At 66.8% G+C, this 25247-nt stretch carries 51 protein-coding genes; 50 read left to right on the top strand and 1 reads right to left on the bottom strand.

Annotated elements, in window-relative coordinates; translation table 11 throughout:
- Window positions 1-108: 108 nt before the first annotated feature.
- The 40 genes from AB0B72_RS19275 (at window position 109) to AB0B72_RS19080 (ending at window position 20320) form a co-directional block, all read left to right on the top strand.
- A complete protein-coding gene (locus tag AB0B72_RS19275) occupies window positions 109-849 on the top strand; it encodes a hypothetical protein (RefSeq protein WP_367740186.1) in 741 nt (246 codons plus the stop codon).
- A complete protein-coding gene (locus AB0B72_RS19270; protein WP_367740185.1) occupies window positions 849-1775 on the top strand; it encodes a hypothetical protein in 927 nt (308 codons plus the stop codon). Before AB0B72_RS19275 ends, AB0B72_RS19270 begins: the two co-directional genes overlap by 1 nt.
- On the top strand, window positions 1772-2401 hold the full coding sequence (locus tag AB0B72_RS19265) for a hypothetical protein (RefSeq protein ID WP_367740184.1): 630 nt from the start codon (window positions 1772-1774) through the stop codon (window positions 2399-2401). The genes AB0B72_RS19270 and AB0B72_RS19265 overlap by 4 nt, the downstream gene beginning before the upstream one ends.
- Window positions 2398-3225, top strand: coding sequence for an FAD-dependent oxidoreductase (locus AB0B72_RS19260; protein WP_367740182.1), 828 nt, complete (start codon window positions 2398-2400; stop codon window positions 3223-3225). The genes AB0B72_RS19265 and AB0B72_RS19260 overlap by 4 nt, the downstream gene beginning before the upstream one ends.
- Window positions 3222-3773, top strand: a complete 552-nt coding sequence (locus AB0B72_RS19255; RefSeq protein ID WP_367740181.1) for a P-loop-containing protein — start codon at window positions 3222-3224, stop codon at window positions 3771-3773. The genes AB0B72_RS19260 and AB0B72_RS19255 overlap by 4 nt, the downstream gene beginning before the upstream one ends.
- Window positions 3766-4677, top strand: coding sequence for a hypothetical protein (locus AB0B72_RS19250; RefSeq protein ID WP_367740180.1), 912 nt, complete (start codon window positions 3766-3768; stop codon window positions 4675-4677). Before AB0B72_RS19255 ends, AB0B72_RS19250 begins: the two co-directional genes overlap by 8 nt.
- Window positions 4678-4928: 251 nt before the next feature.
- The gene (locus AB0B72_RS19245) at window positions 4929-5459 is read left to right on the top strand and encodes a hypothetical protein (RefSeq protein ID WP_367740178.1); all 531 of its coding nucleotides are present in this window, start codon (window positions 4929-4931) and stop codon (window positions 5457-5459) included.
- Window positions 5460-5534: 75 nt separating this feature from the next.
- Window positions 5535-6053 carry a hypothetical protein gene (locus AB0B72_RS19240; RefSeq protein ID WP_367740177.1) on the top strand — a complete coding sequence of 173 codons (519 nt, stop codon included), beginning with the start codon at window positions 5535-5537 and terminating at the stop codon, window positions 6051-6053.
- A 37-nt stretch (window positions 6054-6090) separates the two neighbouring features.
- Entirely contained in the window at window positions 6091-6405 is a 315-nt protein-coding gene (locus AB0B72_RS19235) for a hypothetical protein (RefSeq protein WP_367740176.1), read from the top strand.
- A gap of 245 nt (window positions 6406-6650) precedes the next feature.
- Complete coding sequence (locus AB0B72_RS19230; RefSeq protein ID WP_367740175.1) at window positions 6651-6836, top strand: hypothetical protein; 186 nt, start codon at window positions 6651-6653, stop codon at window positions 6834-6836.
- Between the two features lie 3 nt (window positions 6837-6839).
- The gene (locus AB0B72_RS19225; protein ID WP_367740174.1) at window positions 6840-7271 is read left to right on the top strand and encodes a hypothetical protein; all 432 of its coding nucleotides are present in this window, start codon (window positions 6840-6842) and stop codon (window positions 7269-7271) included.
- Between the two features lie 6 nt (window positions 7272-7277).
- On the top strand, window positions 7278-7466 hold the full coding sequence (locus AB0B72_RS19220) for a KOW motif-containing protein (RefSeq protein ID WP_367740173.1): 189 nt from the start codon (window positions 7278-7280) through the stop codon (window positions 7464-7466).
- 94 nt (window positions 7467-7560) lie between these two features.
- Window positions 7561-7893: a hypothetical protein gene (locus AB0B72_RS19215; RefSeq protein WP_367740172.1), complete on the top strand. Its 333-nt coding sequence runs from the start codon at window positions 7561-7563 to the stop codon at window positions 7891-7893.
- Window positions 7894-8050: 157 nt separating this feature from the next.
- Window positions 8051-8500 (top strand): hypothetical protein, encoded by a 450-nt coding sequence (locus AB0B72_RS19210; RefSeq protein WP_367740170.1) that lies wholly within the window; start codon window positions 8051-8053, stop codon window positions 8498-8500.
- A 10-nt stretch (window positions 8501-8510) separates the two neighbouring features.
- A complete protein-coding gene (locus AB0B72_RS19205; protein ID WP_367740168.1) occupies window positions 8511-8786 on the top strand; it encodes a hypothetical protein in 276 nt (91 codons plus the stop codon).
- Window positions 8787-8853: 67 nt separating this feature from the next.
- Window positions 8854-9588, top strand: coding sequence for a 7-carboxy-7-deazaguanine synthase QueE (locus tag AB0B72_RS19200; RefSeq protein WP_367740167.1), 735 nt, complete (start codon window positions 8854-8856; stop codon window positions 9586-9588).
- Between the two features lie 512 nt (window positions 9589-10100).
- Complete coding sequence (locus AB0B72_RS19195; RefSeq protein ID WP_367740166.1) at window positions 10101-10385, top strand: hypothetical protein; 285 nt, start codon at window positions 10101-10103, stop codon at window positions 10383-10385.
- Between the two features lie 7 nt (window positions 10386-10392).
- The gene (locus AB0B72_RS19190) at window positions 10393-10620 is read left to right on the top strand and encodes a hypothetical protein (RefSeq protein ID WP_367740165.1); all 228 of its coding nucleotides are present in this window, start codon (window positions 10393-10395) and stop codon (window positions 10618-10620) included.
- A gap of 130 nt (window positions 10621-10750) precedes the next feature.
- Window positions 10751-11656 carry a hypothetical protein gene (locus tag AB0B72_RS19185; RefSeq protein ID WP_367740164.1) on the top strand — a complete coding sequence of 302 codons (906 nt, stop codon included), beginning with the start codon at window positions 10751-10753 and terminating at the stop codon, window positions 11654-11656.
- A 106-nt stretch (window positions 11657-11762) separates the two neighbouring features.
- Entirely contained in the window at window positions 11763-12098 is a 336-nt protein-coding gene (locus AB0B72_RS19180) for a hypothetical protein (RefSeq protein WP_367740163.1), read from the top strand.
- 5 nt (window positions 12099-12103) lie between these two features.
- Entirely contained in the window at window positions 12104-12337 is a 234-nt protein-coding gene (locus AB0B72_RS19175) for a hypothetical protein (RefSeq protein ID WP_367740162.1), read from the top strand.
- Window positions 12334-12735 carry a hypothetical protein gene (locus AB0B72_RS19170; protein ID WP_367740161.1) on the top strand — a complete coding sequence of 134 codons (402 nt, stop codon included), beginning with the start codon at window positions 12334-12336 and terminating at the stop codon, window positions 12733-12735. Before AB0B72_RS19175 ends, AB0B72_RS19170 begins: the two co-directional genes overlap by 4 nt.
- A 122-nt stretch (window positions 12736-12857) precedes the next feature.
- Window positions 12858-13133 carry a hypothetical protein gene (locus tag AB0B72_RS19165; RefSeq protein WP_367740160.1) on the top strand — a complete coding sequence of 92 codons (276 nt, stop codon included), beginning with the start codon at window positions 12858-12860 and terminating at the stop codon, window positions 13131-13133.
- Window positions 13130-13474 (top strand): hypothetical protein, encoded by a 345-nt coding sequence (locus tag AB0B72_RS19160; protein ID WP_367740159.1) that lies wholly within the window; start codon window positions 13130-13132, stop codon window positions 13472-13474. The genes AB0B72_RS19165 and AB0B72_RS19160 overlap by 4 nt, the downstream gene beginning before the upstream one ends.
- A gap of 4 nt (window positions 13475-13478) precedes the next feature.
- A complete protein-coding gene (locus AB0B72_RS19155; protein ID WP_367740158.1) occupies window positions 13479-13799 on the top strand; it encodes a hypothetical protein in 321 nt (106 codons plus the stop codon).
- A gap of 83 nt (window positions 13800-13882) precedes the next feature.
- On the top strand, window positions 13883-14224 hold the full coding sequence (locus AB0B72_RS19150) for a hypothetical protein (RefSeq protein WP_367740157.1): 342 nt from the start codon (window positions 13883-13885) through the stop codon (window positions 14222-14224).
- A 9-nt stretch (window positions 14225-14233) separates the two neighbouring features.
- Window positions 14234-14446: a hypothetical protein gene (locus tag AB0B72_RS19145; protein WP_367740156.1), complete on the top strand. Its 213-nt coding sequence runs from the start codon at window positions 14234-14236 to the stop codon at window positions 14444-14446.
- Between the two features lie 44 nt (window positions 14447-14490).
- Entirely contained in the window at window positions 14491-15156 is a 666-nt protein-coding gene (locus AB0B72_RS19140; protein ID WP_367740154.1) for a hypothetical protein, read from the top strand.
- 114 nt (window positions 15157-15270) lie between these two features.
- Complete coding sequence (locus tag AB0B72_RS19135; RefSeq protein ID WP_367740153.1) at window positions 15271-15477, top strand: hypothetical protein; 207 nt, start codon at window positions 15271-15273, stop codon at window positions 15475-15477.
- A 198-nt stretch (window positions 15478-15675) separates the two neighbouring features.
- On the top strand, window positions 15676-16281 hold the full coding sequence (locus AB0B72_RS19130; protein ID WP_367740152.1) for a hypothetical protein: 606 nt from the start codon (window positions 15676-15678) through the stop codon (window positions 16279-16281).
- A gap of 136 nt (window positions 16282-16417) precedes the next feature.
- Window positions 16418-16681 carry a hypothetical protein gene (locus AB0B72_RS19125; RefSeq protein WP_367740151.1) on the top strand — a complete coding sequence of 88 codons (264 nt, stop codon included), beginning with the start codon at window positions 16418-16420 and terminating at the stop codon, window positions 16679-16681.
- Between the two features lie 43 nt (window positions 16682-16724).
- A complete protein-coding gene (locus AB0B72_RS19120) occupies window positions 16725-17105 on the top strand; it encodes a hypothetical protein (protein ID WP_367740150.1) in 381 nt (126 codons plus the stop codon).
- Complete coding sequence (locus AB0B72_RS19115; protein WP_367740149.1) at window positions 17105-17368, top strand: hypothetical protein; 264 nt, start codon at window positions 17105-17107, stop codon at window positions 17366-17368. The genes AB0B72_RS19120 and AB0B72_RS19115 overlap by 1 nt, the downstream gene beginning before the upstream one ends.
- 42 nt (window positions 17369-17410) lie before the next feature.
- A complete protein-coding gene (locus AB0B72_RS19110) occupies window positions 17411-17581 on the top strand; it encodes a hypothetical protein (protein WP_367740148.1) in 171 nt (56 codons plus the stop codon).
- Window positions 17582-17929: 348 nt separating this feature from the next.
- Window positions 17930-18277 carry a hypothetical protein gene (locus AB0B72_RS19105; RefSeq protein WP_367740147.1) on the top strand — a complete coding sequence of 116 codons (348 nt, stop codon included), beginning with the start codon at window positions 17930-17932 and terminating at the stop codon, window positions 18275-18277.
- Between the two features lie 210 nt (window positions 18278-18487).
- Entirely contained in the window at window positions 18488-18976 is a 489-nt protein-coding gene (locus AB0B72_RS19100) for a hypothetical protein (protein ID WP_367740146.1), read from the top strand.
- Window positions 18977-19071: 95 nt separating this feature from the next.
- Window positions 19072-19272, top strand: a complete 201-nt coding sequence (locus AB0B72_RS19095; protein WP_367740145.1) for a hypothetical protein — start codon at window positions 19072-19074, stop codon at window positions 19270-19272.
- 15 nt (window positions 19273-19287) lie between these two features.
- Entirely contained in the window at window positions 19288-19689 is a 402-nt protein-coding gene (locus tag AB0B72_RS19090) for a hypothetical protein (protein ID WP_367740144.1), read from the top strand.
- Window positions 19690-19693: 4 nt separating this feature from the next.
- A complete protein-coding gene (locus AB0B72_RS19085; RefSeq protein ID WP_367740142.1) occupies window positions 19694-20011 on the top strand; it encodes a hypothetical protein in 318 nt (105 codons plus the stop codon).
- Window positions 20012-20059: 48 nt separating this feature from the next.
- A complete protein-coding gene (locus tag AB0B72_RS19080; RefSeq protein ID WP_367740141.1) occupies window positions 20060-20320 on the top strand; it encodes a hypothetical protein in 261 nt (86 codons plus the stop codon).
- Between the two features lie 64 nt (window positions 20321-20384).
- Here the strand turns inward: AB0B72_RS19080 and AB0B72_RS19075 are convergent, their stop codons facing one another.
- Window positions 20385-20633 (bottom strand): hypothetical protein, encoded by a 249-nt coding sequence (locus tag AB0B72_RS19075; protein WP_367740139.1) that lies wholly within the window; start codon window positions 20631-20633, stop codon window positions 20385-20387.
- A gap of 139 nt (window positions 20634-20772) precedes the next feature.
- Here AB0B72_RS19075 and AB0B72_RS19070 point away from each other — a divergent pair, with 139 nt between their 5' ends.
- The 10 genes from AB0B72_RS19070 to AB0B72_RS19025 all read left to right on the top strand — a co-directional run bounded on the left by AB0B72_RS19070 (window position 20773) and on the right by AB0B72_RS19025 (window position 25229).
- Window positions 20773-21036, top strand: coding sequence for a hypothetical protein (locus tag AB0B72_RS19070; RefSeq protein WP_367740138.1), 264 nt, complete (start codon window positions 20773-20775; stop codon window positions 21034-21036).
- A gap of 2 nt (window positions 21037-21038) precedes the next feature.
- Window positions 21039-21236: a hypothetical protein gene (locus AB0B72_RS19065; RefSeq protein ID WP_367740136.1), complete on the top strand. Its 198-nt coding sequence runs from the start codon at window positions 21039-21041 to the stop codon at window positions 21234-21236.
- Window positions 21237-21509: 273 nt separating this feature from the next.
- Window positions 21510-21797, top strand: a complete 288-nt coding sequence (locus AB0B72_RS19060; protein ID WP_367740135.1) for a hypothetical protein — start codon at window positions 21510-21512, stop codon at window positions 21795-21797.
- A gap of 78 nt (window positions 21798-21875) precedes the next feature.
- A complete protein-coding gene (locus AB0B72_RS19055) occupies window positions 21876-22715 on the top strand; it encodes a hypothetical protein (protein WP_367740134.1) in 840 nt (279 codons plus the stop codon).
- A gap of 92 nt (window positions 22716-22807) precedes the next feature.
- Window positions 22808-23134: a hypothetical protein gene (locus AB0B72_RS19050; protein ID WP_367740133.1), complete on the top strand. Its 327-nt coding sequence runs from the start codon at window positions 22808-22810 to the stop codon at window positions 23132-23134.
- A 169-nt stretch (window positions 23135-23303) separates the two neighbouring features.
- A complete protein-coding gene (locus tag AB0B72_RS19045) occupies window positions 23304-23564 on the top strand; it encodes a hypothetical protein (protein WP_367740132.1) in 261 nt (86 codons plus the stop codon).
- Between the two features lie 62 nt (window positions 23565-23626).
- The gene (locus AB0B72_RS19040) at window positions 23627-23899 is read left to right on the top strand and encodes a hypothetical protein (protein WP_367740131.1); all 273 of its coding nucleotides are present in this window, start codon (window positions 23627-23629) and stop codon (window positions 23897-23899) included.
- Between the two features lie 178 nt (window positions 23900-24077).
- Entirely contained in the window at window positions 24078-24452 is a 375-nt protein-coding gene (locus AB0B72_RS19035) for a hypothetical protein (RefSeq protein ID WP_367740130.1), read from the top strand.
- A 13-nt stretch (window positions 24453-24465) separates the two neighbouring features.
- Window positions 24466-24753 (top strand): hypothetical protein, encoded by a 288-nt coding sequence (locus AB0B72_RS19030; protein ID WP_367740129.1) that lies wholly within the window; start codon window positions 24466-24468, stop codon window positions 24751-24753.
- Between the two features lie 92 nt (window positions 24754-24845).
- Complete coding sequence (locus AB0B72_RS19025; RefSeq protein WP_367740128.1) at window positions 24846-25229, top strand: hypothetical protein; 384 nt, start codon at window positions 24846-24848, stop codon at window positions 25227-25229.
- Window positions 25230-25247: the final 18 nt, after the last annotated feature.

The following is a 25247-nucleotide window of genomic DNA, read 5'->3' as shown; positions in this document are numbered from 1 at the left end:
ATGCCGATCAGCCCAGCAGACGAGTAACCGTAGGGGGTTTGCCGCGGGCTCGTTCGACCGCCGAACGAGCCCGCGACCTTAACGCTCCCCGTCCGGTGAGGTGGCGGCATGACGACCGCCACCTCACCCGACCGGTACATAGACCTACTGCCGCTGGAGTCCATCCCGCGCGCCGAACGCAACGCCAAAAACCACGACATCCCCCGCATCCGCGGAGCCCTCACCAAGTTCGGCTGCACCGTCGCGGGAATCATCGACGAACGAACCGGCCGCCTCGTCGCCGGACACGGCCGCCTGGAAACGCTGGAGCGGATGCGCGCCGACGGCGCCAAGCCGCCCGCGGGAGTCCAGGTCTCCGACGATGGCGCCTGGCTCGCGCCTATCGTCCGCGGCTGGGCCTCAGCCAACGACGCCGAAGCCGACGCCTATGGCGTCGTCGACAACCGCCTATCCGAGCTCGGCGGTTGGGACATGCGGACCCTGCCGGAGATCCTCCAGGACGTCGCCGACTACAACGTCGACCTGCTGGACATTGCCGGATACGACCACACCCAGCTCGACGACATGATCGCCGAACTCGGGGACGTAGAGATCATGCCGCCGTCGCCGACCGGCGCCCGGTACGCCGAAACCGAAGAACAGATGGCCGCGCGCCGCGAAGTCGCCGCAGGCTACACCGACACCTCCCGCGGCGGCGCCCTCACTGAAATGATCCTCGTCTTCAACGTCGAAGATCACCGAGAGGTCATCTCCCTCATCGGGAAGATCCGCACCCGCGACGGCGACCAGGTCGCCGCCCAGATCGTCCTCGAAGCGCTCCGCGCCTACGCCGACGAAGACGGCGAGTGATGTCGTTCGACGCCACCCCGTACTACCGCGACCCGGCCCGGCTCCGCGCCGACTACCGCGAGTTCCACGCTGCCGCACTGGCCTCACGAGACGTCGACCCGACCTACCCGGTGTACGTCGCCCTCGCCGACGCCCTCGGACTGGACCGCCCCGGCCGGGCCTGGCTCGTGTTAGTCCACGTCGCCTACTACCACATGGGTTCCGCGCTGGCCGCCTTCGCCGGGGCACGCACCGCCGACGACGCCTGCCTGGCGCCGCTCGACCTGCCGGTCGCGACGGAACGCCGCGCCCACTGGACCCGGCCGCGCCTGGCCAAGCACCTCGCCTCAGTCGCCCGCGCCGCCCGACCCTTCGGCGGCGACCTCGCCGAATGGGCCACCTGCGACCTGCCCGACGACCCGCACAAAGCCTGGAGCGTCCTCAATGCCCGCCTGATGACGATCGACGGCAACGGCCGCTGGGCCGCCTTCAAAACCGCCGAGATGCTCCAGCAAATCGTCGGCGTCCCCGTGGCCGCCCCCGACATGGGTCACGCCCACTCCTCCGGCCCCCGGCACGGCCTAGCGCTGCTGTTCCCCGGCGCGCCCACCGGCCACAGCGCGGCCGACGTCGCCACCCTCGACCGCCTATCCAACGGCCTGGTCGCCGACCTGCGTCACCGCGGCATCGACGCCGACATCGAACGCACCGAGACCACCTTGTGCGACTTCCACGCCCTCCACGACGGCCGCTACTACATCGGCCACGACATCGACCAGATGCAATCCCAGCTCCACGCCATCCAATCGCCGCTCACCGGGCACGCCGTCGAAGCCCGCGCCGCGGCGCTCCCGCACGCCTACCTCGGCGAGAAGAACGGATGGCTCGGCGTCAACAAGGCCCGCCGCGGCCACTACCGCCGAACCGGCGAGGTGATCACCAGGTGAAGTTGACCTCCATGTCCGGCGAAGAGGTCAAGGCGTACTGCGTCGCCGCCCTCGCCGACATCAAATACCTGGTCAACCAGGGCGCGCCCGCCAAAGCGTACAAACCGGAAAAGGACGTCCTGTCCCAGTTGCCGCTCCAGGTGTACTGGAAAGTCCCCGTGTTCGCCTGCCTCACCGGCGACGGAACGCAGGTCGGCGTCATCGCCGCCTCATTCAACAAACGCCCCGTCGGCGAATGGGGCCTGTACGTCAACGCCTACATCGTCCACACCCGGCTCCGCCACCGCGGCAACGGCCACGCCGTCGCCGCCTACCAGGCCATCGCCCACCGCGCCCTCGACCAGGGCTACTCCCGCATCACCACCACCGCCGCCACCTTCGGCGGCTGGGCCACCCACCGCGCGCTCGGCTGGCCCGCCTGGGGGCTCAACGCCCAACGGCAAATCGTCACCGACGCCGACCTCACCGGCGCCGCCCCCGAAGGCCTCCCAGCGCGCTGCGCGAAGCTCGACGGCCCCGGCCGCCCCCTCACCCCTACCGAACACGCCAAGGCCCTCACCGACCCGTACGGCCCCTACCGGCTCCGCCGCGAGGACCTACCGCCCGCCTACCAGGAGGCCCCGTGAACGTCATCGTCGTCGGCGCTGGCATCGCCGGGTCCAGCATCACCCGCCTGCTCCGCGAACGCGGCCACACCGTCACCATGATCGGTCAGGAGGAGTCTCCGCATTCCCAGGCCGCCACCGCCGTGCTGCGCTCCGCCTATCACAAAGACCCCCATGAGCAGGCCGCCTTCCAAGCATCCATGGCCCTGTACGAACGCTGGGGCATCCCGCTGCGCCGCGGCGCCCTCGTCACCAGCTACCGCAACCCGGCCGCCGCGCCGCGCCGCGACCCCGACTGGGCGCTCATCGACCCCGCCGCGCCACTCCTGACCCCGGACTTCTACGACACCATCAGCCACGTCACCGCCCGCACCGTCGTCGGCCGCGCGGTCGCCATGGAAGCCGACGCCGTCGTCCTGGCCGTCGGCGCCGACTCCGCCCTGTCCGCCCCCGGAACCCAGACATGGGGCGTCACCTGGGCCCACGCCGACCCCTCCGTCCTCACCTCCGCCGACCTGCGCATCCACCACGTCGCGCCGTACAAGTCCGTGATGGTCGGCTACATCGGCGGCCAGGCCCGCCTTGGCTCCTCCTCCGCACCCTCCCGCGACACCGCCGTCAAGCAAGGCGAAGCAATGCTCCACAAGTGCCACGCCCTCGGCTACATCACCACCACCAAGGGGTGGACGCCGCTCATCGGCGCCCGCCTCAAAACCGCCCCGCAGGCCGAATGGCGGCCCGACGGCGTTTACGTCCTCACCGGCTTCCACCGCACCGGCTACGCCATCGCCCCATCCCTCGCATACAACCTCGCCCGCCGCATCGACAAGGGGAACGACGTATGAACCTGGTGTACCTGGTGGGGCCGCCCGGCGTCGGCAAGACAACCCTCATGGCCGCCCTCACCCGTGGTTGTGACCGCACCTTTCAGACCACGCCCGTCCCGCACGAACAACTCCGCCGCGGCGGCGAACCGGTCGGCCTGGAAGTCGGCCGCCGCCGCCCCGGCGGCTTCTCCGGCACCGACGCCCTCGCCATGAACATCCAGCCCGCCGCCGTCACCTGGATCGCCACCAAGCCAGCCCCGCTCGTCCTCGGCGAAGGCGCCCGCCTGGCCACCACCGGCTTCCTCAGCGGCGCCCGCTCCTTCGGCTACCGCGTCACCGTGTTCTACCTCCACGCCCCCGAATACGTCCTCGACGACCGCCGCCGCGAACGCGGCTCCAACCAAGACCCCAAGTGGATGCGCGGCGCCACCACCCGGGCCGCCAACATCGCCGCCCGGATGCGCCTGGACGCCGACGTCCACGAACTTGACGCCACCGCCCCCACCGAAACCCTCGCCGCCGCCGCCGTGAAGCTCGAACCCGCCCTGGAGGTGCTCAATGCTTGACCTGCGCCTACGCTCCAAGGTCTCCGCCGAAGAACTCGAAGCCAAGCAGGGGAAGATCCTGGGGGCGGTCGACTACAACGTGCTACTCACCGGCCCAACCCGGGTCCGCAAGCCCGACGGCAAACCGCTGTGCGTCTACCTGCCCGGCGCGCTCCGCGAACAGGTCGACGACAAAGAGGTGTACGACATCCTCCACTCCCTGCGCAGCCTGGTGTCGTCCAACCGCGGCCTCGCCTCCGGCACCCCCCGCTTCAAAGGCAACCAGCGCACCTACGCCAAGAACGTCGCGAGCGCCATCGTCGGCGCCGTCGACCCGCAAGGCCAGCAGAAGTACTGCCGCCTGACCGCCTGGACTGGCCGCAACCTGCCCGAGTGGCAGAAGCTGCACCCGCTGCTGCGCGCCGTCGCCGACCAGCTCGCCGTACACGTCCCCGACCGGTACGCCGCACAGCAGGCGTACGCCGACAAAAGCGACCCCGCCTGGATCGTCCCCGGCACCCCCTTCACCACCATAACGATCAATAACACATACCCCACGGGGGTACATACCGACAAAGGTGACCTCGACGAAGGCTTCTCCAGCATCGCCTGCCTCCGCAAAGGCACCTACACCGGCGGCCAGCTCGTATTCGCCGAATACCGCGTCGCCGTCGACCTCCAGCACGGCGACCTCATCCTCATGGACGCCCACGAATGGCACGGCAACGTCGCCATCACCTGCCGGTGCGGCTTCGAGCTGTCCGGCTGCTGCGAAGACTGCGGCGCCGAGCGCGTAAGCCTCGTGTCGTACTTCCGCACGAAAGTGGCCCGCTGCGGCACCCCCGACGAGGAGTACCGCAAGGGCAGCAACTACCGCGAGCAGGTAGCAGCCCGACGCTCCGCCCCCGCAGAGGCCGAGAAGTGATGCGGATGCTCGGAGCCAAAACCCGGTATGGCTTGCCCTGTCTGTGCTGCAACGGACCCCGCTCCGTCCGAGCGGAGAAGGCCCGCGAGAAGCGCGAACTCGTCCGCGAGCTACACCTAGAAGGCGAGTCGCCGAAGGAGGCCCAATGCGCTCATGGCTGCACTGGGGAGTGCGCTTCCACCGGCTCGCAGGCATGCAACTTCACCTGTCACGACGCGACCTAAAACGCGCCCGCCGGACACCATGATCCGGTGACATTGCACATCTGCTCCCTGAAGGTGGAGACCGCGCAGGCCGTCCCCGTACTGGCCAGCGACTACTACCTGCTCCGCTTCCCCTACACCGTCAGCGACGAGTCCTGGGACCCGCACAACATGCACCGGCCAACCCAGCCCGGCGGAGCCGTCTCCACCTTTCCCGACGCACGCTCGGGCCTGATCTGGCCGACAGTGTCCGGCTGGGGCTGCCTGACCGCGATGGTCTACTGGGACGCCGGAAGCTCCAGCGAGTACAGGGCGAGATTCGTCAGGGACCCCCTCAGCCTGACAACCGGCTACGACTCGACGGCGACGACCGACGACGCGCCCACGCCCGGCGGGCAGTACCGGCACTACTCGCACGCGATGTTCGTCCACCCGAATACACCGATCGGCCTGATGGTCCGGCACGCCGCATCCACGCCGCTGGCCGTCACCCTGGCCGAGCTCAAACTGGCCATCGAAGACAATGTCACCGCGGTACCGCCCCCGCCGCCCCTCCTGCCCGGCAAGACGTTCCCCTGACCAGCTTGCCCAGTGCGCTAAGTACATGTAATCTTTGGGGTGTAGGGACGAGCGCCCCCAAAGGAGAATCAGCGCATGAGCAACCCCCCAGCGAACACCACCAGCTACTTCTTTGCCGACCCGGCCTGGGACATCCCCGAAAACTCGTGGTGGCCCGAAGACGCCCCCCTCGACCTGTCCGACATCGGCTACGACCGCTTCCCGAAGAAGACCCCCGACTGGCGGCTCGACCTGTGCCGCGACGGCACGCTGTCCCTGCGGAAGAAGACGGAGAAGCCGTTCAACGGCGTCGCCATCACCGTCTACCGGCACGACGACCCCGACGTCCTGCGTGACGTCCAGCAACTCATGTGCCGCAAGGGCTACCCCGGCAGTGAGGACAAGCGCCTCACCCACGAAGGCGGCACCCGCTGGTACTTCTCCTGGATAGCCCTGCCCGGCACCCTGTGGCAGCTCAACGCCGCCACCCGGGTCATTCACCTGTACGTCACCCGCGGTGTGCGCGTCGCCCACGAGGAAGCCGGGCGGCTCAACGCCACCGTCCACGCCGCCGCCGCCGAGCTCGACCAGGCCGCTCGCGCGGCGAAGAACTGACACAAGGGGACGAGCGCCCCCAGAAGAGGAGTAACTCATGACCAAGAAGAAGATCACCCTGGAGGATGTGGACGGCACTGTGCCCGGCCGCGCCGCCCTCGTCTCCATGGACCTGGCCAACCCCGGCGGCCGGAACGGCGGCCCCATGTACCACGACTTCGTGGAGGGCGAAGGCTCCGACCACGACCCCATCCTGAGAGCCCAGGCGCTCCAGGAGTCCATCGAGGACGACTGGCCGAACCACACCTACGCGGTCCTGTACAACGCACGGGCGCAATACCTCGCCACGGCCCGACAGATGCGCGAGATCGGCTTCGAGAACTACACGCCGCAGGAGTACCTCGCCAACTAGTAACACGCACCGCCCGCTGGCGCGGGGAGGGGGAGGCCGGTGAGAGGCGGCCTCCCCCTCTGGTGTTCCGCGAGCAAGGGAATGTTCGCGATGCGATAAGTATTCGAACCGAACAGTCAGGCGCGCAAGGGCGTTGACGTGCATTTACGCACTTTTACAGGCTCGCGCCGAGCCTCCGCTTGCCCAATATGCTAAGTACCTGTAGTCTTCTTGGTGTAGGGACGAGCGCCCCCGAAGGAGTAATCGTGAGCAGGTTCATCAACTTCGAGTCGATCAACGAAACGCCCATGCGTCTCACCCGTGAGGACGACGGCGAAATACTCCTCACCATCTATGACTCCGAAGTCCCCTCCATGGCCGTAGCCGAGGTATACATCGACCCGGACGTGCTCCGCGAGCATCTCCGGGAGATCCAGAACGAGGAGTTTTGAATCATGCCCCGCCAGCCAAAAATCTTCACCGTCGATTCAGCAATGCCGCCCTCCATGCCCGAGCACTGGAGAAAGGCGCTTGGCCTGCGGTGGGCCGCCCAGCCCGAATGTCTAATCGTCGCAACAGGCAAGGCCGAAGCCCTTGAAATGCTTGAACGCCGAGGTGTAGAGCTTTACGTCGCCGACTCCATAGTCCGCCACCTTCGCCTCGGCGGGCACTCTGAAACCGTGAAACTCCTCGGCGAAGCGGGCATCTTCAAGCCGGACTCGCCCACGGTGCTCACCTGGGAGGGTCCCTCCAAGGACTGTCCCGTTCTCGAAGTCGTCCCCGGTGGCGCTCTACGGATCGCCGGACACTTCCGCACCGACTACAACCGCCCCGGCCGCGCTCTGTACGTCGAGCCCGTCACCGCTTCCCCCGAAGAGGGGCGCTGACGACACATGGGCGCAAAGATCAACGTCGGCGACGAGGTGTATATCCTTGCCGGGGACGAGAAAGGCTCCTGGGGCATCGTCGAAATGATCGACGAAGACGGCTGCTACCACGTACAGCACGCCGGAGGCGGCGCCGCCCTCATCTTCGACCGGAACGAGATCCGCAAGCCGCGCAAGCCCATCATCGCCAGATAGCAGAGGCCGGGCCGGAAGCACTTGGCGTTCTCACTAAGTACATGTATGTTTGCTCTTACCGGGACGAGCGCCCCGGACGAACAGGAGAAACGCCATGAACACCGACACCCCACGCCTCACCAAACTGGCCGCCGCCACCCTGGCCGCCGCCCTCGCGCTGGCCGCTACCGGATGCACGCCCGCCTTCGGCAAGGTCGCCGGAAAGCCGAAGCCGCACAAGGCTCACTGGAGCCTGGTCGCGACCTGTAAGAGCGAGCACGACCCCTGCGCCCGCAAGGACAGCTCATGGAAGTGGAAGGCGGGCAGCTACCGGCTCACCATCAAGGACGAGGACGGCAACCAGGGTGACCTCAAGGTGCCGTGGTGGGGTTACAACCGCTGCAACACCGGCGACCAGTACCCCGGCTGCATGTACGAGGCAAGCTGAGCCAGCAGGGGAGTAAGCGACGCCCCACCCTTTGGTGCCTCCTTTGATGCTTCCCCAACTCTGTTAGATGCTTCAAAGGAGGCGCCGCCCTTGCCCGCTCCACTAAGTACATGTATCTTCGTTGTCGTCGGGAAGAGCGACCCGCCTAAGGAGAACCATGACCGAGAACGCCGTCCGTCCTGCACCGAGCGCCCAGAACTTCGAGGGTGCCTCCTACGCCGCGTTCGACCGCGAGCGCCGCCGCCTCACCCACCGCCTCACCGAAGCCTGCAAGAACAGCGACTGGAGCCTCGACAACGCCCCCGCCGCCCGACACCTCCAGGCCGCCATTGCCGCCCGCGCAGCCGGGCGGCACGTCCGCTCCATCCGCGCCCTCGTGGACGCCCACAACGCGCTCCGCGCCTACGGCAGCCCCTACATGGACGCCGTCCTCACCAACGCCGATGCCGCCGCCGAGCGCGACCGCTGGGGTCTGGAGCGCACCTTCCTGGCCGGGCAGGTCCTCATCGTCCACACCCATGACGACGGCATCGTCGTCGGCTTCGACGGTGAGGGCTACCAGGTCGAGCTGACCGCCGACCAGTACTACGCCCTTCCCGCCGAGTAGGAGGAACTCCATGCCATCCATAGGCGACACCTACATCGACGAGCACTGGGAAAGCGACGTCCTGCTCACCTGGAACTGGACTGAAGACGGGGAGACCTTTCACCAGGTCACCCTCGCCGAGGACGCCACCAACCTGCGCTACTACGTCTCTCCGCCCGGCGTCTGGGGCTGGAACTTCGTCTCCTGGGTCCTTCCCGAGGACCCGACCCGGATGCCGATCGACCCCTATAGCGAGGCGTGGAACCACGTCAAAGCCCACATCGAGCACCTACGGGCGGCCACCTGAACAACCGACGGCCGACGGCGCCCCCGGTTCCCCGCGGACCGGGGGCGCCGTCACTATCATCGGCCCGGTGAGCCAAGCCATGAGTCTCGACGCCGAGCACGTCGGCGAACTAGCAGTCAGCGCCGTCCACGGCCCCGCCTGGTACGGTCAGGCGCCCGCGTTCGGCCAGATGGCCACCTCTATCGTCCTCAGTGGCTGCAACCTGCGGTGCCGCTTTTGCGACGTCCCGTGGACGTGGGACCCCGCCGAGCCGACCTCCGTGGACGCCGTCCTCGCCGAAGTCGACGCCCAAGGTGCCCCCCTCGCGGTCGTCACCGGCGGCGAGCCCCTACTCCAGCAGCACGAACCCGGCTGGGGGCAACTCCTCGCAGGCCTGCGCGCCCGCGGCAAGACCGTCTTCGTGGAGACCAACGGCACCGTCTGGCCGACCCGCGAAACCGTCCTCCAAGCCTCCCGGCTCGTCGTCTCCCCGAAGCTGGCCAACGCATCGCTGCCCGCCGAGGAGCGCATCGTCCCGGACATCCTGCGCGCCCTGGCGGCCGTCGAGGGGACCGTTTTCACGTTCATCTGCCGTCGCCCGCACGACGTCGACGAGGTGGCGGCGCTGGCCGCCGACCTGGCGATCCCCGCGGCGCAGGTGTGGATCGTCCCGGAAGGCCAACATCCTAGAGTCCTTACCGAAGTGACCGCCCGCCTGCTGGGAAGAGTCGATCAGTACCGGTTCAACCTCTCGCCGCGCCTAATTATGATCACGGCACGGCCTCACGTGCTCCCCGGCTATTTCCGCAGCTCCATCAGCTAAGTACCCGTCTTAACGATTGCCGGGCGGCATGAATGCAGGTACTTTACGCAAGGAGGGAAGAGCGACCCGACACCTACACGAGGGAGAACCCATGCGATACGGAAAGAGTAGTCACCGGGAAACCGAAGAAACCCGTTACGCCTGCTCAAAGTGGCAAGAATGCCTGGCGCGCGGACGGGCGAAACCGAACCCGTACAACCCGCCCAAGTGTCCAGACCACGGCCTGCCGATGAACGTCATCCTGCCCCGCGGCGATAAGACCCAGCCGGATGAGGCGATCTACCCCCAGGCGTGATCCGGCCGCGGAGGCGCCTTGCCGCCAATCGCTAAGTACCTGTATAGTCGGCGGTGTTGGAAGAGCGACCGACACCTCAGGAGTTCCATGATCGCCGCACTCGGCACCCTTACCGTCATCTTCATCGCCCTGATCGGAATCATGACCCTCTACCTCATCGGCGGAGGAATCATCAGTGCGATCATCGGCGCCTTCACCCCCTAATTCCAGGAGAACCATGACCGAACACAGGAACATCGCCTTCGACATGCCCGAGCCGCCCGACGGCACCCGCCTGGTCATCACCGAGGACCACCTGAACGACTCCTGGCCAGTCCTGGTATGGCGGGACGACGCGCGCGCCGCGAACTTCGACGAGGCCCGCCACCGCAACCCCGAGCGCCGCTGGTTCAAGGACGGCAACGAGATCGTGGCGCACACCTGGGGCGAAGTGATGGAGAGAGCCATCGAGGTGTTCGAGGTGGCCACCGCGCCATGCCGCCGCAGAACCCTTCGGCGGTGACGGCGACATGGCGACATACGCTCAGGAACTGGCCAAGGCGCGCAAGGTCGGCGCGAAACACGCCTCCGACGCAGGCCTCATGGCGATGTTCTGCGCGGACACCCTTCAACTTCTCGTCGGCGCGGCGTCCCCCCAGCTCGTTTGGGAGGGCGCCCAGGCGAAAGGCATGACCGCGCTGGAGCTGGCAAAGCTGGCCAACGACAATCCCGCGGCAGTCCACGACCTGATGTGGTGATCCGCGAAGCGAAGCGCCCCCGCTCTCACCCGGCGGGGGCGCTTTGCGTTCCAGGCACTTGCCGCAATGCGCTAAGTACCTGTATATTCGAGGGTGTAGGGAAGAGCGCCCCTCGAACGGAGAGAGACCCATGCCCGTCCAGAACCTCATCATCGACACCACACTGACCTCCCGCTGGCTCGGCACCTGCACCACCTGCGTCCGCCCCGTCGCGATCGAGGACAACACCCTGCGCGGCGCCGCCACCTTCACCCCCTGCCCCGAGTGCGGGCAGCGCGTCGAAGTCAAGCGGCTCGTCGCCGTCACCACCGAAGAGGTCTGCGACGCCAACTGCATGAGCGCCGTCGGCCCCGCCTGCTCATGCGCCTGCGGCGGCGAAAACCACGGCTCCTCCTGGGGTAAGCGCTCCACCACCATGGAATTCCAGGTCAACCTGGAGAAGTACCGCGCCAAGGTCGCCAAGCAGAATGCCGCCAAGCAGCGCCGCGAAGCCAACCGCCGCGAGGCCGCCCGCGCCGCCTTCCAGGCGTGGGCCGACCCCCACGAGAACCTCATCAACTACCTACGCGGCTACGACGGCGGCAACGGCTTCCTCGAAGACATGGCCCGCCACGTCAACCGTTACGAGATCCTCACCGACCGGCAGGTCACCGCCGCCTACCGCGCCATGGACTGGGAGATTGAGCGGGCCGAGCGCGACGCCAAGCGCGCCGAGCAGGAAGCCAACGCCAAGCCCGTCCCCCTCGGCAAGGGAATCGTCATCGAAGGCGTCGTCGTCCACGCCGACATGAAGGAGACGTTCTACGGGGGCGGCCGCCAGTACGTCGACAAGATGCTCGTCCTGCTCGACGACGGCGGCAAGATCTGGTGCACCATCCCCACCAGCCTTCACGGCGTCACCACCGTCGGCAACCTCCACGGCCTGAAGAACGTCCGCGTCCGCTTCACCGCCGACGTGGCGCTCAGCAAGAACGACCCCGACCCGCTGTTCGGCATCGCCACCAGACCGAAGCAGGCCGTCCGCCTCGAAGGCTGAACCGCCCGGGCGGCCCTGGACTCCCCGGGCCGCCCACTTGCCTACGTCGCTAAGTACATGTAGCGTTCTTCCTGTAGGGAAGAGCGACCCTCTCAAGGAGAAAACCGTGACCCAGTTCAACCGTGGCGACCTCGTCACACATGAAGGCCGCCCGTACATCGTCATCCGCGTCGACAGCGTCGACATGGCGGAGATCCACCATGGCAACACCCTCGACGGCTTGAAGTCCAAGGACCGCGGCAACTGGGTCCGGATCAACTCCCTGACCAAGCGGACACTGGAGAGCGCCACCCTGGAGGAGCAAGCCCTCAACGCCATCTGGGAGCACTTCCAGGGCGGCGACTGGGGCAACGCCCTGCGCGTCATCACTCAGTACGGCCACGACCGCTACAAGGCTGGACACAGTGCCCGCGAGGGCCGCTCGCAAGCCCGGAGCGAGTGACTTCAATGTCGAACGCCGAACCGGAGCTCGTCCGGAAGCCACTCCCCGGCATCCCGAACCACTACGCGACCGAAGACGGCTACGTCGTCCTGCCGTCCGGCCTGAGAGCGGCGCCGTGGATAGTGTTCGAGCCGGGCACGTTCGAAGGGTCCCTTAAAGGTCCGATCGCCAGAGTCGCGAACATCGCCGAGGCCCGCAAGGCGGTCATCGGCCACCGCGCAGGAAGGCCGACGCCGTGACCGATCCCGCATTCACCCACCGCTACTGCGGCAGCGACAAGGCGCGCGCCGAACGCGGCAACCCCGGCCACTGCGAGCCGTGCGCCCGCTACGGCCACATCGCCGCCCATCCGGAGCTCGGGTGCGCCGACGTCGGCTGCGAGAGCATCCACAACAGCGAGCCGACCGAAAGCCGCCTCGCGACGATCGACCGGGCCGTCATGTACCTGGAGAACACCGACCCGGACGAGTTGGCCGCCACCCTCGCCTACGTCGACATGCGCGCCTACTGGAAGCGGAACCTGGACGAGCTGGCCGCCGGTCTCCGGCTAGCCAGCCCGACCGAAACGCTCAGCCTGTTCGGCAAGTGGAAGACCGCCCAGCGCATCCTCCAGGCCGCGGGCCTGTCGACCGACTGAGACTTTCGGCGGGACGATAGGGGCGGGCGACAGTGATGTCCCCGCCCTATCGCTCACCCAGGGTGATAAGTACATGTATATTGAGTTGCGGGGATGAGCGCCCCCAAACAAGGAAAAGGATCATGAGCGAATTCGTCCAACACGACCTCTCCCCCGACCAAGTGGCGGTGCGCATAACGCGTGCCATCCGATACAAGCAAAACGGCTGGGCAGCCGACCTGTCCGAGGCCGCCACCTTCCCCTCCAAGGCCCCCACGAAGCGCGACCAGGTCCGCCACGAGGCATGGATGCACGGCGCACTCCTAATGCTGTCCATCGCCCTCCACGGCGACGACGTCCACCTGCCCGAAGCGAAAGCGTTCATGGAGAACACCGCACAGCCCTCGGAGGAGCTATGACCAAGCCGACCGACTGGTACATCGCCGACGAAGACGACGGCATCATCCGCCGCGAGAGCACCAAGGCGGCCCTGCTCAAGTGGGCGACCATCATGTACGACGGCAAGGTCCTGCCCGGCAAGAAAAAGATGTTTAACGGCCACTACGAGTACGAGATCGGCATCGACCGCGATAACGCCACCTTCGTAAGCGTCTTCCGAGGTGACGCGCTTGCCTACACGTCGTACGACATCGACCAGGAGCCGACCTACCCCTACGCCGACGACCCTTGGCAGCTTGGCCCCCGCGGGCTCCGCCTCTGCGACAGGGACGGGGATGAGGACGATGAGGGGGCAGAGTAGCGCTGTGAGCAAGCAGGGCGACTGGTACGTCTTCAGCATGGACGACGGGGTGCTCCGCCGGGACCAAACCAGGAACGAATGCCTGTCCTGGGCCATGCGTCGCGAGGGTTGCGACCGCCTGCCTCCGCGGGCTGGTCGGCGAAGCGAGGATGGTGTCTATGAGTACCGGGTCGGCAGGCGCGTCTACTGGATCGCCCGCGGCGACGTCGCCGCGGGCAGCGGCCTCGATCTCGATCAAGAGCCGCTCTTCCCGTACCCGGACGAGCCGTTCAAGCAGGGCAGCCGGGAAGCGGCGCCCAACCTGCGGAGACTTCAGGACTACTGATCACCCTCACCCCCTTGCCCAGAGCGCTAAGTACATGTATATTCGAGGTGTCGGGAAGAGCGACCCGCCCTGAGGAGAAACCCATGAGTGTCACCCGCCACCAGGCCGAGAAGGTCCTGGCCCTGGTCAAGAAGACCTACAGCGCCTACATCGACCCCGAGCACTGCCCCCACTGCCAGCCGCAGATCATCGAGAACTTCGAGGGTGCGCGCTACGCCATCGAATGGGCCAACGGAGAGCCGTACGAGTGGGCGATCAGCTTCCCCGGCGGAGGGACCGACGAGACGGTCTACCAGCTTGCCTCCGACGCCGGAGTGGCCTCCAACTCCGCCTACGAGTTCGCGCAGGTGCCGTCCGTCGTCCTTCCCGCAGGCGTCCACGTCGAAGCGATGCGGACGTACATCCTCGGCATCTACGAAGCGTAGGAGAAGAACGTGACCGCCAAGCCTCTCGGCGTCAACCAGGAGATCGCCCTCAGCACCATCCGCCGCCGCGGCCAATGGCCTGGCGGATGGTGCATGGGCTCGACCAGTGAGACCCGCCGCATCCTCGACTCCCTGGTGCGCCGCGGCCTCGTCCGTACCGAAGAGCTCCAGGTCAACGGGCGCCCGATGACCTTCTACTTCCCGGTGAAGGATCAGGCGTGAACCGCCAGGTCCGCCCACCGACACGGCAACGCGAAGGTGCGACCGTGAAGTATGACGCCCGCTCCTACGCCGCCGTCGACCGCGCCGAGGCCCTCGGCAAGGAGCTCGGCTACACCGTTCGGGTACTGGGCGAGACCAACCGCGGCGACTACCTCATGCACTTCACCGGAGGCACGGAGCCCATCACGGTCATCCACCGCTACCAGCCCGCCCGCCGCGCCTTCGTGTTCCGCCGCGCGGGCATCCGCCTGGGCCAACCAGAAGAACGCGACGTCGTCACTACGTGGACGGCAACCAAGGCTCTACTCCGCAAATGCGCCCCGAGGCAAGGGAAAGGAAGTCTGATGATGAAAACGCGGACCGTGCTCGCCGGAAGCTGGGGCGAGCACGACGAGGAGATCCGCCGCAACGGGTGGGCGGTCGCCAACGCGCCGCGCCCCCTCGCGGGGTCCGTCACGTGGCTCGGACCGTTCATCAGCGGCATATCGTACGCCGCTGGGCCGCTGGCGGACCTGGAGGAGTCGTGGCGCCGCGACGACGCGACGCTGCTCGTGGAGGCGACCCCTCAGGAGATCGTGGGGATGGTCCGCGCGCGTTGCGAGGGGCGCGGCTACGACTTCGCGGAGGTGGCCGCGGACTGCCCCGAGCAGTTGGGTTCATGGGCCGAGGACATGCGGCTCCCTTGGGATCAGGAGTGGCTCAAGCTCTGATCTTGATGACCCCCGAACCTGAGAATGGCGCGGGGGCCATTACTTGCCTAGCGCGCTAAGTACATGTAATGTTCCGTTCGTAAAGGGACGAGCGCCCCGGGAGAGAAGGAAACCATGTATCAGGTCATCAGCATAAAGATCAACGGTGAGCGCGTCGCGATCGGCCACGCCCACAGCACCGAAATGGCCAACCGCGTCGCAATGCACCTCAGAATGGACGCCGAGCCCCGAATCGACCCCTGCGACTGCGCCACCCCCAACGGCAACTGCGCCACCATGAACGCCGCCTACGCCAGACTCTGCCTCCCGCAGCGCACGTGATGTTCGTGGGAACAAGCTGATCCTGGTAACCTGCTCGGCGTATCGCAAACAGCCGTCGGGTCTCCTGACGGAAGAAATGCCCGGACTGGCCAGTCCGGGCATTTCTCTTTTCAATGGCCCGCCGCTTGCCCAAGTGGCTAAGTACCTGTATTTTTGCTTCTCGTCGGGACGAGCGACCTCGACAGAATGGAGAACACCATGACCGAGAAGACCCTCGCCGAGCGCATCGACGAGCTGTCCCAGCCGGTGACCCTCCTCAAGGGCCACATCAGCGAGGAGACCGCCTACGTGGTCGACGACTACCCGTTCGGGTTCCGCCTCCGCTGCAAGATCCGCTACTGGGTCGAGACGGCCGCCAAGGGGCAGCAGCGCGTCGTGTCCCAGACCACCAACCCCAAGCGGCCCGGCGAGGTCTGGAACAAGCCCAAGCCCGGCATCTACGCCACCATGGCGTTCCTCTACCTCGCGCCCAACGGCCACGTCCAGTGGGCCTACATCAGCAAGTACGGCGCCAACCCCTCCGACGACGCCTTCATCCGCCTGTCCGGCATCTACGACCAGATGGACGACAGTGACCGCCGCTTCTACGACGCCCTGGTGAAGATCTGCCGCTCCCGGGACAGCTACTGGGGGCGTTTCGAGGACACCGTCAACGCCCTGTCCGCGCACTACGCCGACACCGGCGAGCTCCTCCCTCGGGGCGACAGGGGCAGTGTCGTCGCGAACGGCCCGTACGTGTCGGAGCGGGAGTACGAGGTGGCCGCGGCCTGGGTGCTGAGCCGCGCCCGGCAGGAAGCCGCCTGACGCTCCGCCCTATCGGGGCGGCCTGCCCGTACGGCAGGCCGCCCCGATTTCGTGTCTGCCCCGCTTGGCGCCGCCGCTAAGTACCTGTATTATCGAGGTTGTTGGGACGAGCGACCCACCCCCGTAGGAGACACCCATGAACGACAAGGTCCTAGAAGCCTGGACCCCGCTGGCCGACACCTACTACCGCCGGGCCGACCTCCAAGGACTCTCCCTCGACCTGCGCACACGTGCGCTCGCCGAGGCCACCGCCCTCGCCCGCGCCACCGGTCAGCCGTACGCCGACGCCGTCCGCGCCGCCGTCGCCGACGTCCGCGCCGGGCGCTCCCCCCACCTCGACGCCATCCGCGCCCGCATCCGCGAGCGCGTCGAATCCCGCCCCTGGGGACCCGTCCCGTAACCGGCGAAACCGCCCGACCCGACCAGCAGAGGAACCACGCACCATGAGATATGAGATCGACGACCGAGACCGCGCCATCATCGCCCAGCGCACGAAGGTTCATGACGCGAAGGGCGCCGCGCCGCGCGACGGCGACTACATCGTCTTTGCCGACGGCATCACCCGTCGCGTCAGCGAGACCTGGGGAGGTGAGCACATCCAGACCTGCGACAGCGGCAGTTTCTACCTCGGAAACTACGGCCTCTATTGCAGCTCCGCCGCCCACTACCTGCCTGTATCGCCGGACACGCTGACCCTCACCGAGGAGAAGCGCCCCGGGAGCGTCTGGATCTCCCACCACGACCTCAGCGGAGCGGGCAGAGGCGTCGACTTCAACGTCGAATGCCGCGTCTACACCTGCACCGAGAACGCCCCGGAGTGCTGATGAAACCCGGAGAGACCCGCTACAGCGCCGCCTGGAGCCCCGCAGGCGACGACGAGGATGAGGACGACCTGGGGCCGAACGTCACGCTGATCGTCGACCGCTGGGCCGGAATCAGCGGGCCCAACGGCGCATGGCCCGCAGCCGACCTGGAGGAGGCCGCCAAGCAGCTCTTCGACGCCGGTTTCCTCGTCACAACCCCGTGGGAGCTCACGCCGAACGGCTTCTATCTGGCCCGGCTCTCACCGATGTTCGGCGCCCAGTAGCCATCACGGAAGAGCTAGCCCGCGAAAGGAGAACAGCCCGCCATGAAGAGTCGCAAGAAGGCGCCGCGTGCCGACGCGCGCAGACGAGAGGTCGTGGCCCGAGTGGTCGAGCTCCGCCGCTCGGGCGCCGCTGGCCTGCACGACTCCACCCCCCGAGCGCTGCGCGCCCGCGCTGCCGCCCGCCGGAACGCCATCAACGACCAGGATCACTGACATGGCCCGAACGAAGATAGATCACAGCGAATGGGAGGGCTGGCGGGAGGGGCGAGTCGCCCGCACTACTGGCACAGAGGTGAACCTTTTCCACGCCCAGGAATCCGGGATCGAATCCGACCCGGAGGCGGGCCGATGGGTAACCGTATGCGAGCCGCACGGCGGGTGCGTGCTGCACAAGACACGCGAACTCGCCAGGGAAGCCCTCCCCCATCCGGAAATGTGGTGCGAAGAGTGCCGGGAGGGATAGGCAGGCGACGCCAGGTAGCCCCTTGCCCCGGGCGCTAAGTACGCGTATGTTTCCGGGTTGTAGGGACGAGCGACCCCACGCCCCGCCAGGAGGCCCCCATGTCCACCCCCGCCACCACCTCGCACAGCGCCACCTACAACCCCAGGCACAACCACAGCAATGACACCCTGGTTGGCTACCGCGTGGTGCGGACCATCAACCCCGACGGCACCCGCGTCCGCCACATCGTCCTCACGGTCGACAATCCCCGCCGCTACGCGCGCGCACTCGCCTACCGGGACCAGCTCCTGCACACCCGAGAGGGCAAGGCGCGGTACGTGGTCGACAACGTCTACGAGTGCGGCTGCCACGAGTACCCCTACGACAACCGAGACCACCTGCCTATGCGCCACAAGCAAGTGGTCACCGGCGCACTGGTGGTGACCGGCGCACTGGTCGCCGCCTGACCCGCCGGACGCCCAAGACGAACACACTCAGGAAGGAGGGGGCACCATGGCCAACCGAGGCATCTCCTGGGACTGATCAAGCCCACCCTGCGTCAACTGCAACCCCTGGTCACCAAGGCCAGGGGTTGCAGCTTGCCCAGCGCGCTAAGTACATGTATATTCAGGGGTGTAGGGCGGACGAGCGACCGCCCCCCCGGACCGGAGGAACCCATGTCGAGCGAGAACGTCACCATCACCGAGAAGCGCGACGAAGCCTGCTACATCTGGACTGTCCGCCACGGCCGGAACGTCATCCTCACGCAGAGCTCACTGATCAGCGCGGTGAACGCCGACCGCTTCGCCGAGCTCAACACCCTCGCCCGAGGCATCGCCCGCTACTTCGGCGCCCGACCCGAGCACGTGATCTGGCGCCGTCACGCCCGTAACGATGCCGACCGCATCTGCCCCTCCAAAGCGGAGGTGTGGGTCCTCACCGTCGCCGACATCGCTGGCAAGGTTCGCCGCGGCCATGCCTTCCGCCTACACCACGGCGTCGACGAGCGCGAGAACGCCCGGCACCACTACCTCGTCACCGCCGCCGTCCACCGCGGCGGCCACGAGGTCCTCCTCGCCACTGACATCAACAAGGGCCGCAATATCGAGGTCCGCACCGCCGAGATCTACAACGAGCCCAACCGTGGCTGGTGGGTCGAGCAGTAGGCCGCAGCGCCCTGGGCAACGCCTTGCCCAGGGCGCTAAGTACATGTATATTCAAGGTATAGGGAAGAGCGACCCGCCAGAGGAGACGAACCACCATGACCATGTACCGGATCCTGATCAACGACCAAGAGATCAACCCCCAGCCCACCGGCTACTTCAACGCCGACCTCGTCCGCACGGAACTGTCCTACGCCAAGACCGTCGCGGCCTTCGTATCCGCCGCCAACCCCACTCAGACCGTCGTGGTCGTCGACGAAGACAACAAGGTCGTCGAGACATTCTTCAACGGCTTCTAAGACGGGACCCGAGACATGAGCCTGCCCGACATCAACATGATCGGCGAAGCCGAGATTCGCGTCTTCGCCCCCGATCCCAACGAGGGCGACCGCTCCGAGATGTACGTCATCGAGGTGTACGGCGTCACCGTCAACATCTACCGGCGCAAGGACGGCGGGACGTACGTCGGCGTCGAGGACACCGGCATCCTCTACAAGCACCGTCCGCTCATCGCCGAGGTCGCCAACACTGGCGAGAACACCTACGGCGACATCCCCTCGCGCTACGACTGCCCTTTGTGTGGCGCCGAGAACACCACCATCACCGTTCTCCTGGCCCTCGGTGACGCCTCTGGAACCATCGTCACCGACTGCTGTGAGACTGCGGTAACAATCGCCGACGACACCCTCATGATCGCGCCCCGCGCTGGAGAGTGACCCCATGGACCTGCTCAACATCCACGCCGCACAGCTCGACACGCTCGCGCTTCACGCTGACAACAGCGACGGGTGTTACGGCGACGGCATCTTCGCCGTCCTCGACCATCGGCAGGGCGTCCGCGACGGCCAGCCGACCGCCATCATCCCATTCGTCACGATCATCGACGACGACGAGGCTGTTGTTCGGTTCATCGCTGCCGCAAGGAAGCTGTACGGCGACGCCTACGCGGCCGACCTGAAGCAGCGCATCGACATCGCCCCCGACGAGGAGAACGACCGCGCCCTGTACCTGCTGAACGTCGTCATCACCGGCGCCTGACCGCCCCTACGCTAAGTACCCGCCCACCCGCCCACGCACGGAGCCGACATGAACAGCCACCCCGAAATCACCGACGAGTTCGCCGCCAAGGTCGAAAGCGCCCTCGGATACCTGCTGGCGACCGCCCAGCCCGACTTCATCCGCCTCGACACCGAGAAGGACGACGAGCCGCACTCCGTCGGCGCCTACACCTTCGAAGAGGACGACACCGACCGCGAGGGCCGCGGCGTCGTCGTCTTCCTGTCCAACGGCGTCCAGGCCGTGCTCACACTCACCCTGGAGGAGTCCCGCTACCCGAACGCCCGGTAATCTCCCGACCCGACCAGAGGCACACAGAAGCCCGCCCCCGACGGAGGGGAGCGGGCTTCGTCGTCTACTTGGGGAGCTGCCCCCGCAGGAAGTAGTTCACCATGTCGTCCGTAGCCTGGAGCATCTCGCGAGGCTGTAGCCCGGGAAACATGCGGCCTGCGAGCTGGAAGGCAAGCCAGCGGCGTCGCTCGTCGATGCGGACGTCGGAGTCGTCGGGGAGGCAGACCAGCTCCGGCAGGAACGCGAGCTGGAACCCGTCCGGCCCGTGGTTGACGGGCGCGGTCAGGACGGCCTGCGGAATCGTGATCGTCACCTGAGTGCCCTTTCGTGGGAAAGCTGCTGTACACCAAAGTACTCTCTGGACACGACAATTCACACTTGCCCAACGCGCTAAGTACATGTATGTTTGCTTGTAGCGGGACGAGCGACCCGCCCGAGCAGGAGGAATGTCAATGAAGGAGCTGTCGCCCGCCATGAAGGTCGCGATCCTCGACTCCGCAGAAGACGGCACAATCTCCGCGAGCAAGCGCACCGAAGGCGCCCTCATCGACCGCGGCCTGGCCGCCGAGGTCCGCGGAGACGCAATGCGCCCCGCCTACCGCTACACCGGCGTCAAGGGCAGCACCACCCGCGTCTACAACGCATACCTCGGCGCCCGCCTGAACGAGAACGGGCTACGCCTGCGCGCCGAGCTCCGCGCCGGACAGGAGAAATGACTATGACCAGCAGCCCCTTCGGCGACCGCGTCTACCGCGTCCGCACCAAGCGAACCACCTACCGCACCGTCGCATTCAGCACACACATCCACTCCGTCACCCGCATCGACGACAACACCGTCAAGTCCAAGTGCGGCCTCACCGGTCCGGCGACCAGCGCCGAGCTCAACTGCGTCACCTGCCCTGGGTGTGCCTCGTGAAGGCGTCCGAGCGGCTCCTCCGGCGGCTCCGCGACCTCGTGGACCTGCCGGAGGGTGCCACACTCCGCCGCGTGTACGCCAGTCAGGCCGACCGCCGAATTGGCGCCTGGTCGTGGTGCGCAGTCGGCCCGAACGGCGAGGACTTGAAGGTCGGCTCGCAGTGGCCGATGGCGGTACTCCTACGCGCAGAGAAGCTGGTCGCGAGTACTCCGGATCAGGTCGACAGGGACATCTCGATCGACCCCGCTTACCCCGCACGACAGGAGGACAGTTGTGACTCTCGGTGAGGAGATCCTCGAAGCACGCAGCATCCTGCGCCGCCTCGAAGGGTGGATAACAACCTGGCAGCATCGGATGAGCTGCGGTGGCAGCGCCGACGAGGTGCCCGATTACTCTCGCCGCATGGTGGAGGCCTTGCTCGTACGGGCCAAGCCGTTCCTCGGCGACTGTCCTGGGATGACGGTCGCGTTATCCGCCTTTCAGGCGACGGCGCCGATTCGGGTTGCCGACGCCGTAGAGGTACTCAGCGATCTCGCGACTACCCTACGTGCACAATTCTGACCAGGCGGACGCTTGCCCAAGGCGCTAAGTACATGTAATGTTCTCGTTGTAGGGATGAGCGCCCCAAGGGAGAAACCCGTGAACCTCGCCACCGCCACACCCGCCGACATCGACACCCGCCTCGTCGAGCTCGACTATCAGATCGCCTCACTGGATGCTCGCGCCCAGGTCCACCAGCGGGTCATCGACGGCCGATACAGCGAAGACAGTGCGCGCGCGAAAGCCAACTCCGCACTGATCGACATTGCCGGGAAGATGGATGCGCTCCTGGCCGAGCAGGGCAACCTCCACGACGAGTACCGACGGCGCGGCGGCTGGACCCGCCTTTGGGTCGTCCCCCACGGCCACGGCCACAGCTCACAGTCCTGCCACACCCTCCACGCCGACACCATCACGGTCATCGCCCCCCGCGACGTCCGGGGGCGGGACCTGTCCGGCGCCAACGAAAAGGAGATCGTCGAAGCAATCGCCAGCAGAGCCTGCACCTACTGCTACCCCAGCGCCCCCGTCGACAAGCCGTCCACGGTCGTCCTGCCGTCGGAGGACGACAAGGTGAAGGCACGCGCCGAGCGTGAGGCCAAGCGCGCCAAGCGCGAGGCCGCCAAGGCGGCCAAGGCGATCACCAACCCCGACGGCAGCAAGCTTCGCTATGACGGCTGGATCATCGAGACCGAATCGGAAGCGCAGCGCCGGTGGGTTGAGGTGCAGGCCGATGCGATCAACAACGCCTGGGGAATCGGCCCGGAGCGACACGAGGCGCGCAAGGCTGAGGCCGAGCCGCTCTTGGCGGCCATCGCCGCCAAGCACGGCGAGACCGTCGAGCAGGCCCGCGAGCGCCTGGCCCAGAAGGTGACCGACAAGGCCAAGCGGGATGCCCGTGAGATGGCCGCCACCGCCAAGCGGCTCAGACTTTCCTAGCCGACGCAGCGCGCCCCAGGCTGCTTGTCCGGGGCGCTAAGTACATGTAACGTTCGTTGTGTAGGGAAGAGCGCCCCTCGCCGGAGGAACCAATGACCGAGAAACTGCCGTACAACGCCGACCACGTGATCTACCGCGACTTCGGCCACACCGTGAACGCCCTGTGGACGGCCGACCCCGTCCTTGCCGAGCAGCTCCGCAACGGCGACGACGACACCTTCAACCGGGCGATCCTCAACCCGCGTAATGAGATCGAGGTGGTCGGGCGCATCTCCCGCTGTTACAAGTCGGAGGGCGCCCTCTACTCCGGCTGGGTCATCAGTAGCGGCGACGGCCGCGAGCACCCCGTCTCCACCCGCAAGCCCGACGCCATGGCCGTCCTTCGGCAGACCGTGGCCGACTACTTCGACGGGAGCTGAGATGCAGGAGTACGGCATCTGGAGCGAAGAGGAGTGCGCCGCCGAGGATGACGACGAGTTGGACGAGGACGCCTAGATCCACCCCTGAGTAACCTTGCCCAGTGCGCTAAGTACATGTATATTGGTTGTTGTAGGGCGACGAGCGACGCCCCACTCACCAGGAGGAACCATGACCGCCACCCCCGAGCTCCAGTCCGTGATCGACGGCCTCGTCGCCGACATCAGGAACAAGGAGATGTTGTTCGAACGCGCCGAGCAGGACCGCAGCGAGCACCGCATGGAGGTCTGCCAACAGCAGATGGTCGGCCTCAAGATCGGTCTTGGCCGCGCCCTGGCCGCGGCCAACGGCAAGACACCCCTGGGGGACAGCGCCGACAAGGTGCAGGTGTCCGCCATCGTCCGCGCCAACGCCTACCTCGCGACCCTCTGACCCGCCCTGTGCGCCCCGCGGCCGACCGCCCGGGGCGCACCCCCATCCCACTGGGAGCAGACATGCAGATCGACCCGAAGTTCCAGCCCCTCATTGACCTTCTCGTCGCCGACGTTCGAGAGCGCGACAAGTGGGTCGAGGAAGCCAAGCGGACCGGCGAACGCGACGAGGAGTGGCAGGCGATCGGACAGCGAGCCTCTTACAAGACGGCCCTGGGCTACGCGCTGTACACCGCAGAAGGCAAGGACGTGCCGGGCGTCGACCCGAGAGAGCAGCGGGAAATAGCGCGCACCCGGGCCATCTCCTACCTCGCCACCCACCCGGGCCCGAAGTGATCACGGGCTGCGCGGCGGTCACCGCGATGATTGTCTTCGGTATCGCCGCCATGATCCTCTACCTGGTCGGCATGGGCATCTGGACGACCCTGTTCGGCTGACCGCTTGTCATGCGCGCTAAGTACCTGTAGATTCATCGTGACGGGATGAGCGACCCGACCCGAACCGGAGGGAAACCATGTCCAACCCCGACGAACGCCCGATCACCGGCTACCTGCACGTCTTCCGACTGGAGCCCAAGGACGACGGCACCACCCGCACCGCAGTCTGGCGCCAGCGCGAGAATCCGAAGAACCGCATCCTGTACTACGAGGGCGTCCGCTACATCGACAACGGCGCGCTCGGCATCTTCTGGCGCGGCATCTACCCCTACTACGAAGGCGGCGAACTCGTGACCGAGACCACCGTCGCCGCGGACCTCGGCCACCTCCCGCCGGACCAGCAGGCGCGCTGCACCATCGCCCGCACCTGGGGTGCGATCACCAGTCAGCACCTCATTACCAACCAGGGCGACCTCGACACGCCGCTGTTTCACCCCGAGCACTGGAAGTAGGAGGGAGTACGCCATGCCCGCCCTGAACAGGATCGCCCTCGCTGCTCGTAAAGTCGCAGAGCAGGCGCTGGCCACCTACAACGGTGGCACGCGCCCGACACCACCGGCTGAGCTTACCGGGCGCTGGATGGTCCACTCCGGCGTGTTCGGCTCCACCGACAGCGACCCGACTTACCTGTTCGAGGCGAGGCCCTGCACGGAACCGTCCTATCTTTTCGAGGACGGGTACCTGTTCTGGATCGACGAAAAGGGCGTGTTGGTGGCCGACGACCTGCCTGGCTACTTCGCCGACGCCGAGTGAGCAGCGCGCCCCGGGGACGGCTTGCCCCGGGGCGCTAAGTACATGTAACGTTCGTTGCGTAGGGAAGAGCGACCCACCAGGGAGAAACCACCATGAACGCCAGATCGCTTCGCGACCAGCCCCCCCACATGCAGGCCGAGCGCGCGCTACGCGCCGCCGCCAGGAACGCGGGACGCCCCACCTGGGCCTGGTCGTACTGCCAGGTCTACACCACCGTCACCGGCACGGAGCTCGGCGGCGGGCCGTCCTACAACGTGTGCATCGACGTCAACGGCAACCCGTACGCCCTGCTCGACCTGGAGGCGTCCGGCGGCAAGCCGTACAGTGCTTGGTGGCGCCCCGACTTCACGTCCGACCCGTGGTTCCTCGGACACTTCGACGACGCCGACACCGCGCTGGCCGACGTCGAGAAGCTGATCGCCGACGTGGCATCCGGCGCTCGCAAGCTGGCCGACCTGCCGAAGAACCCCAGCTAGCACCACCAGGGTCGCGCG

The organism is Microbispora sp. NPDC049125 (assembly GCF_040802045.1).
In the GTDB taxonomy this organism is placed as follows: Bacteria; Actinomycetota; Actinomycetes; order Streptosporangiales; family Streptosporangiaceae; genus Microbispora.
The sequence above is the reverse complement of the archived record's forward strand: the minus strand, read 5'-3'. Positions and strand labels throughout refer to the sequence as shown.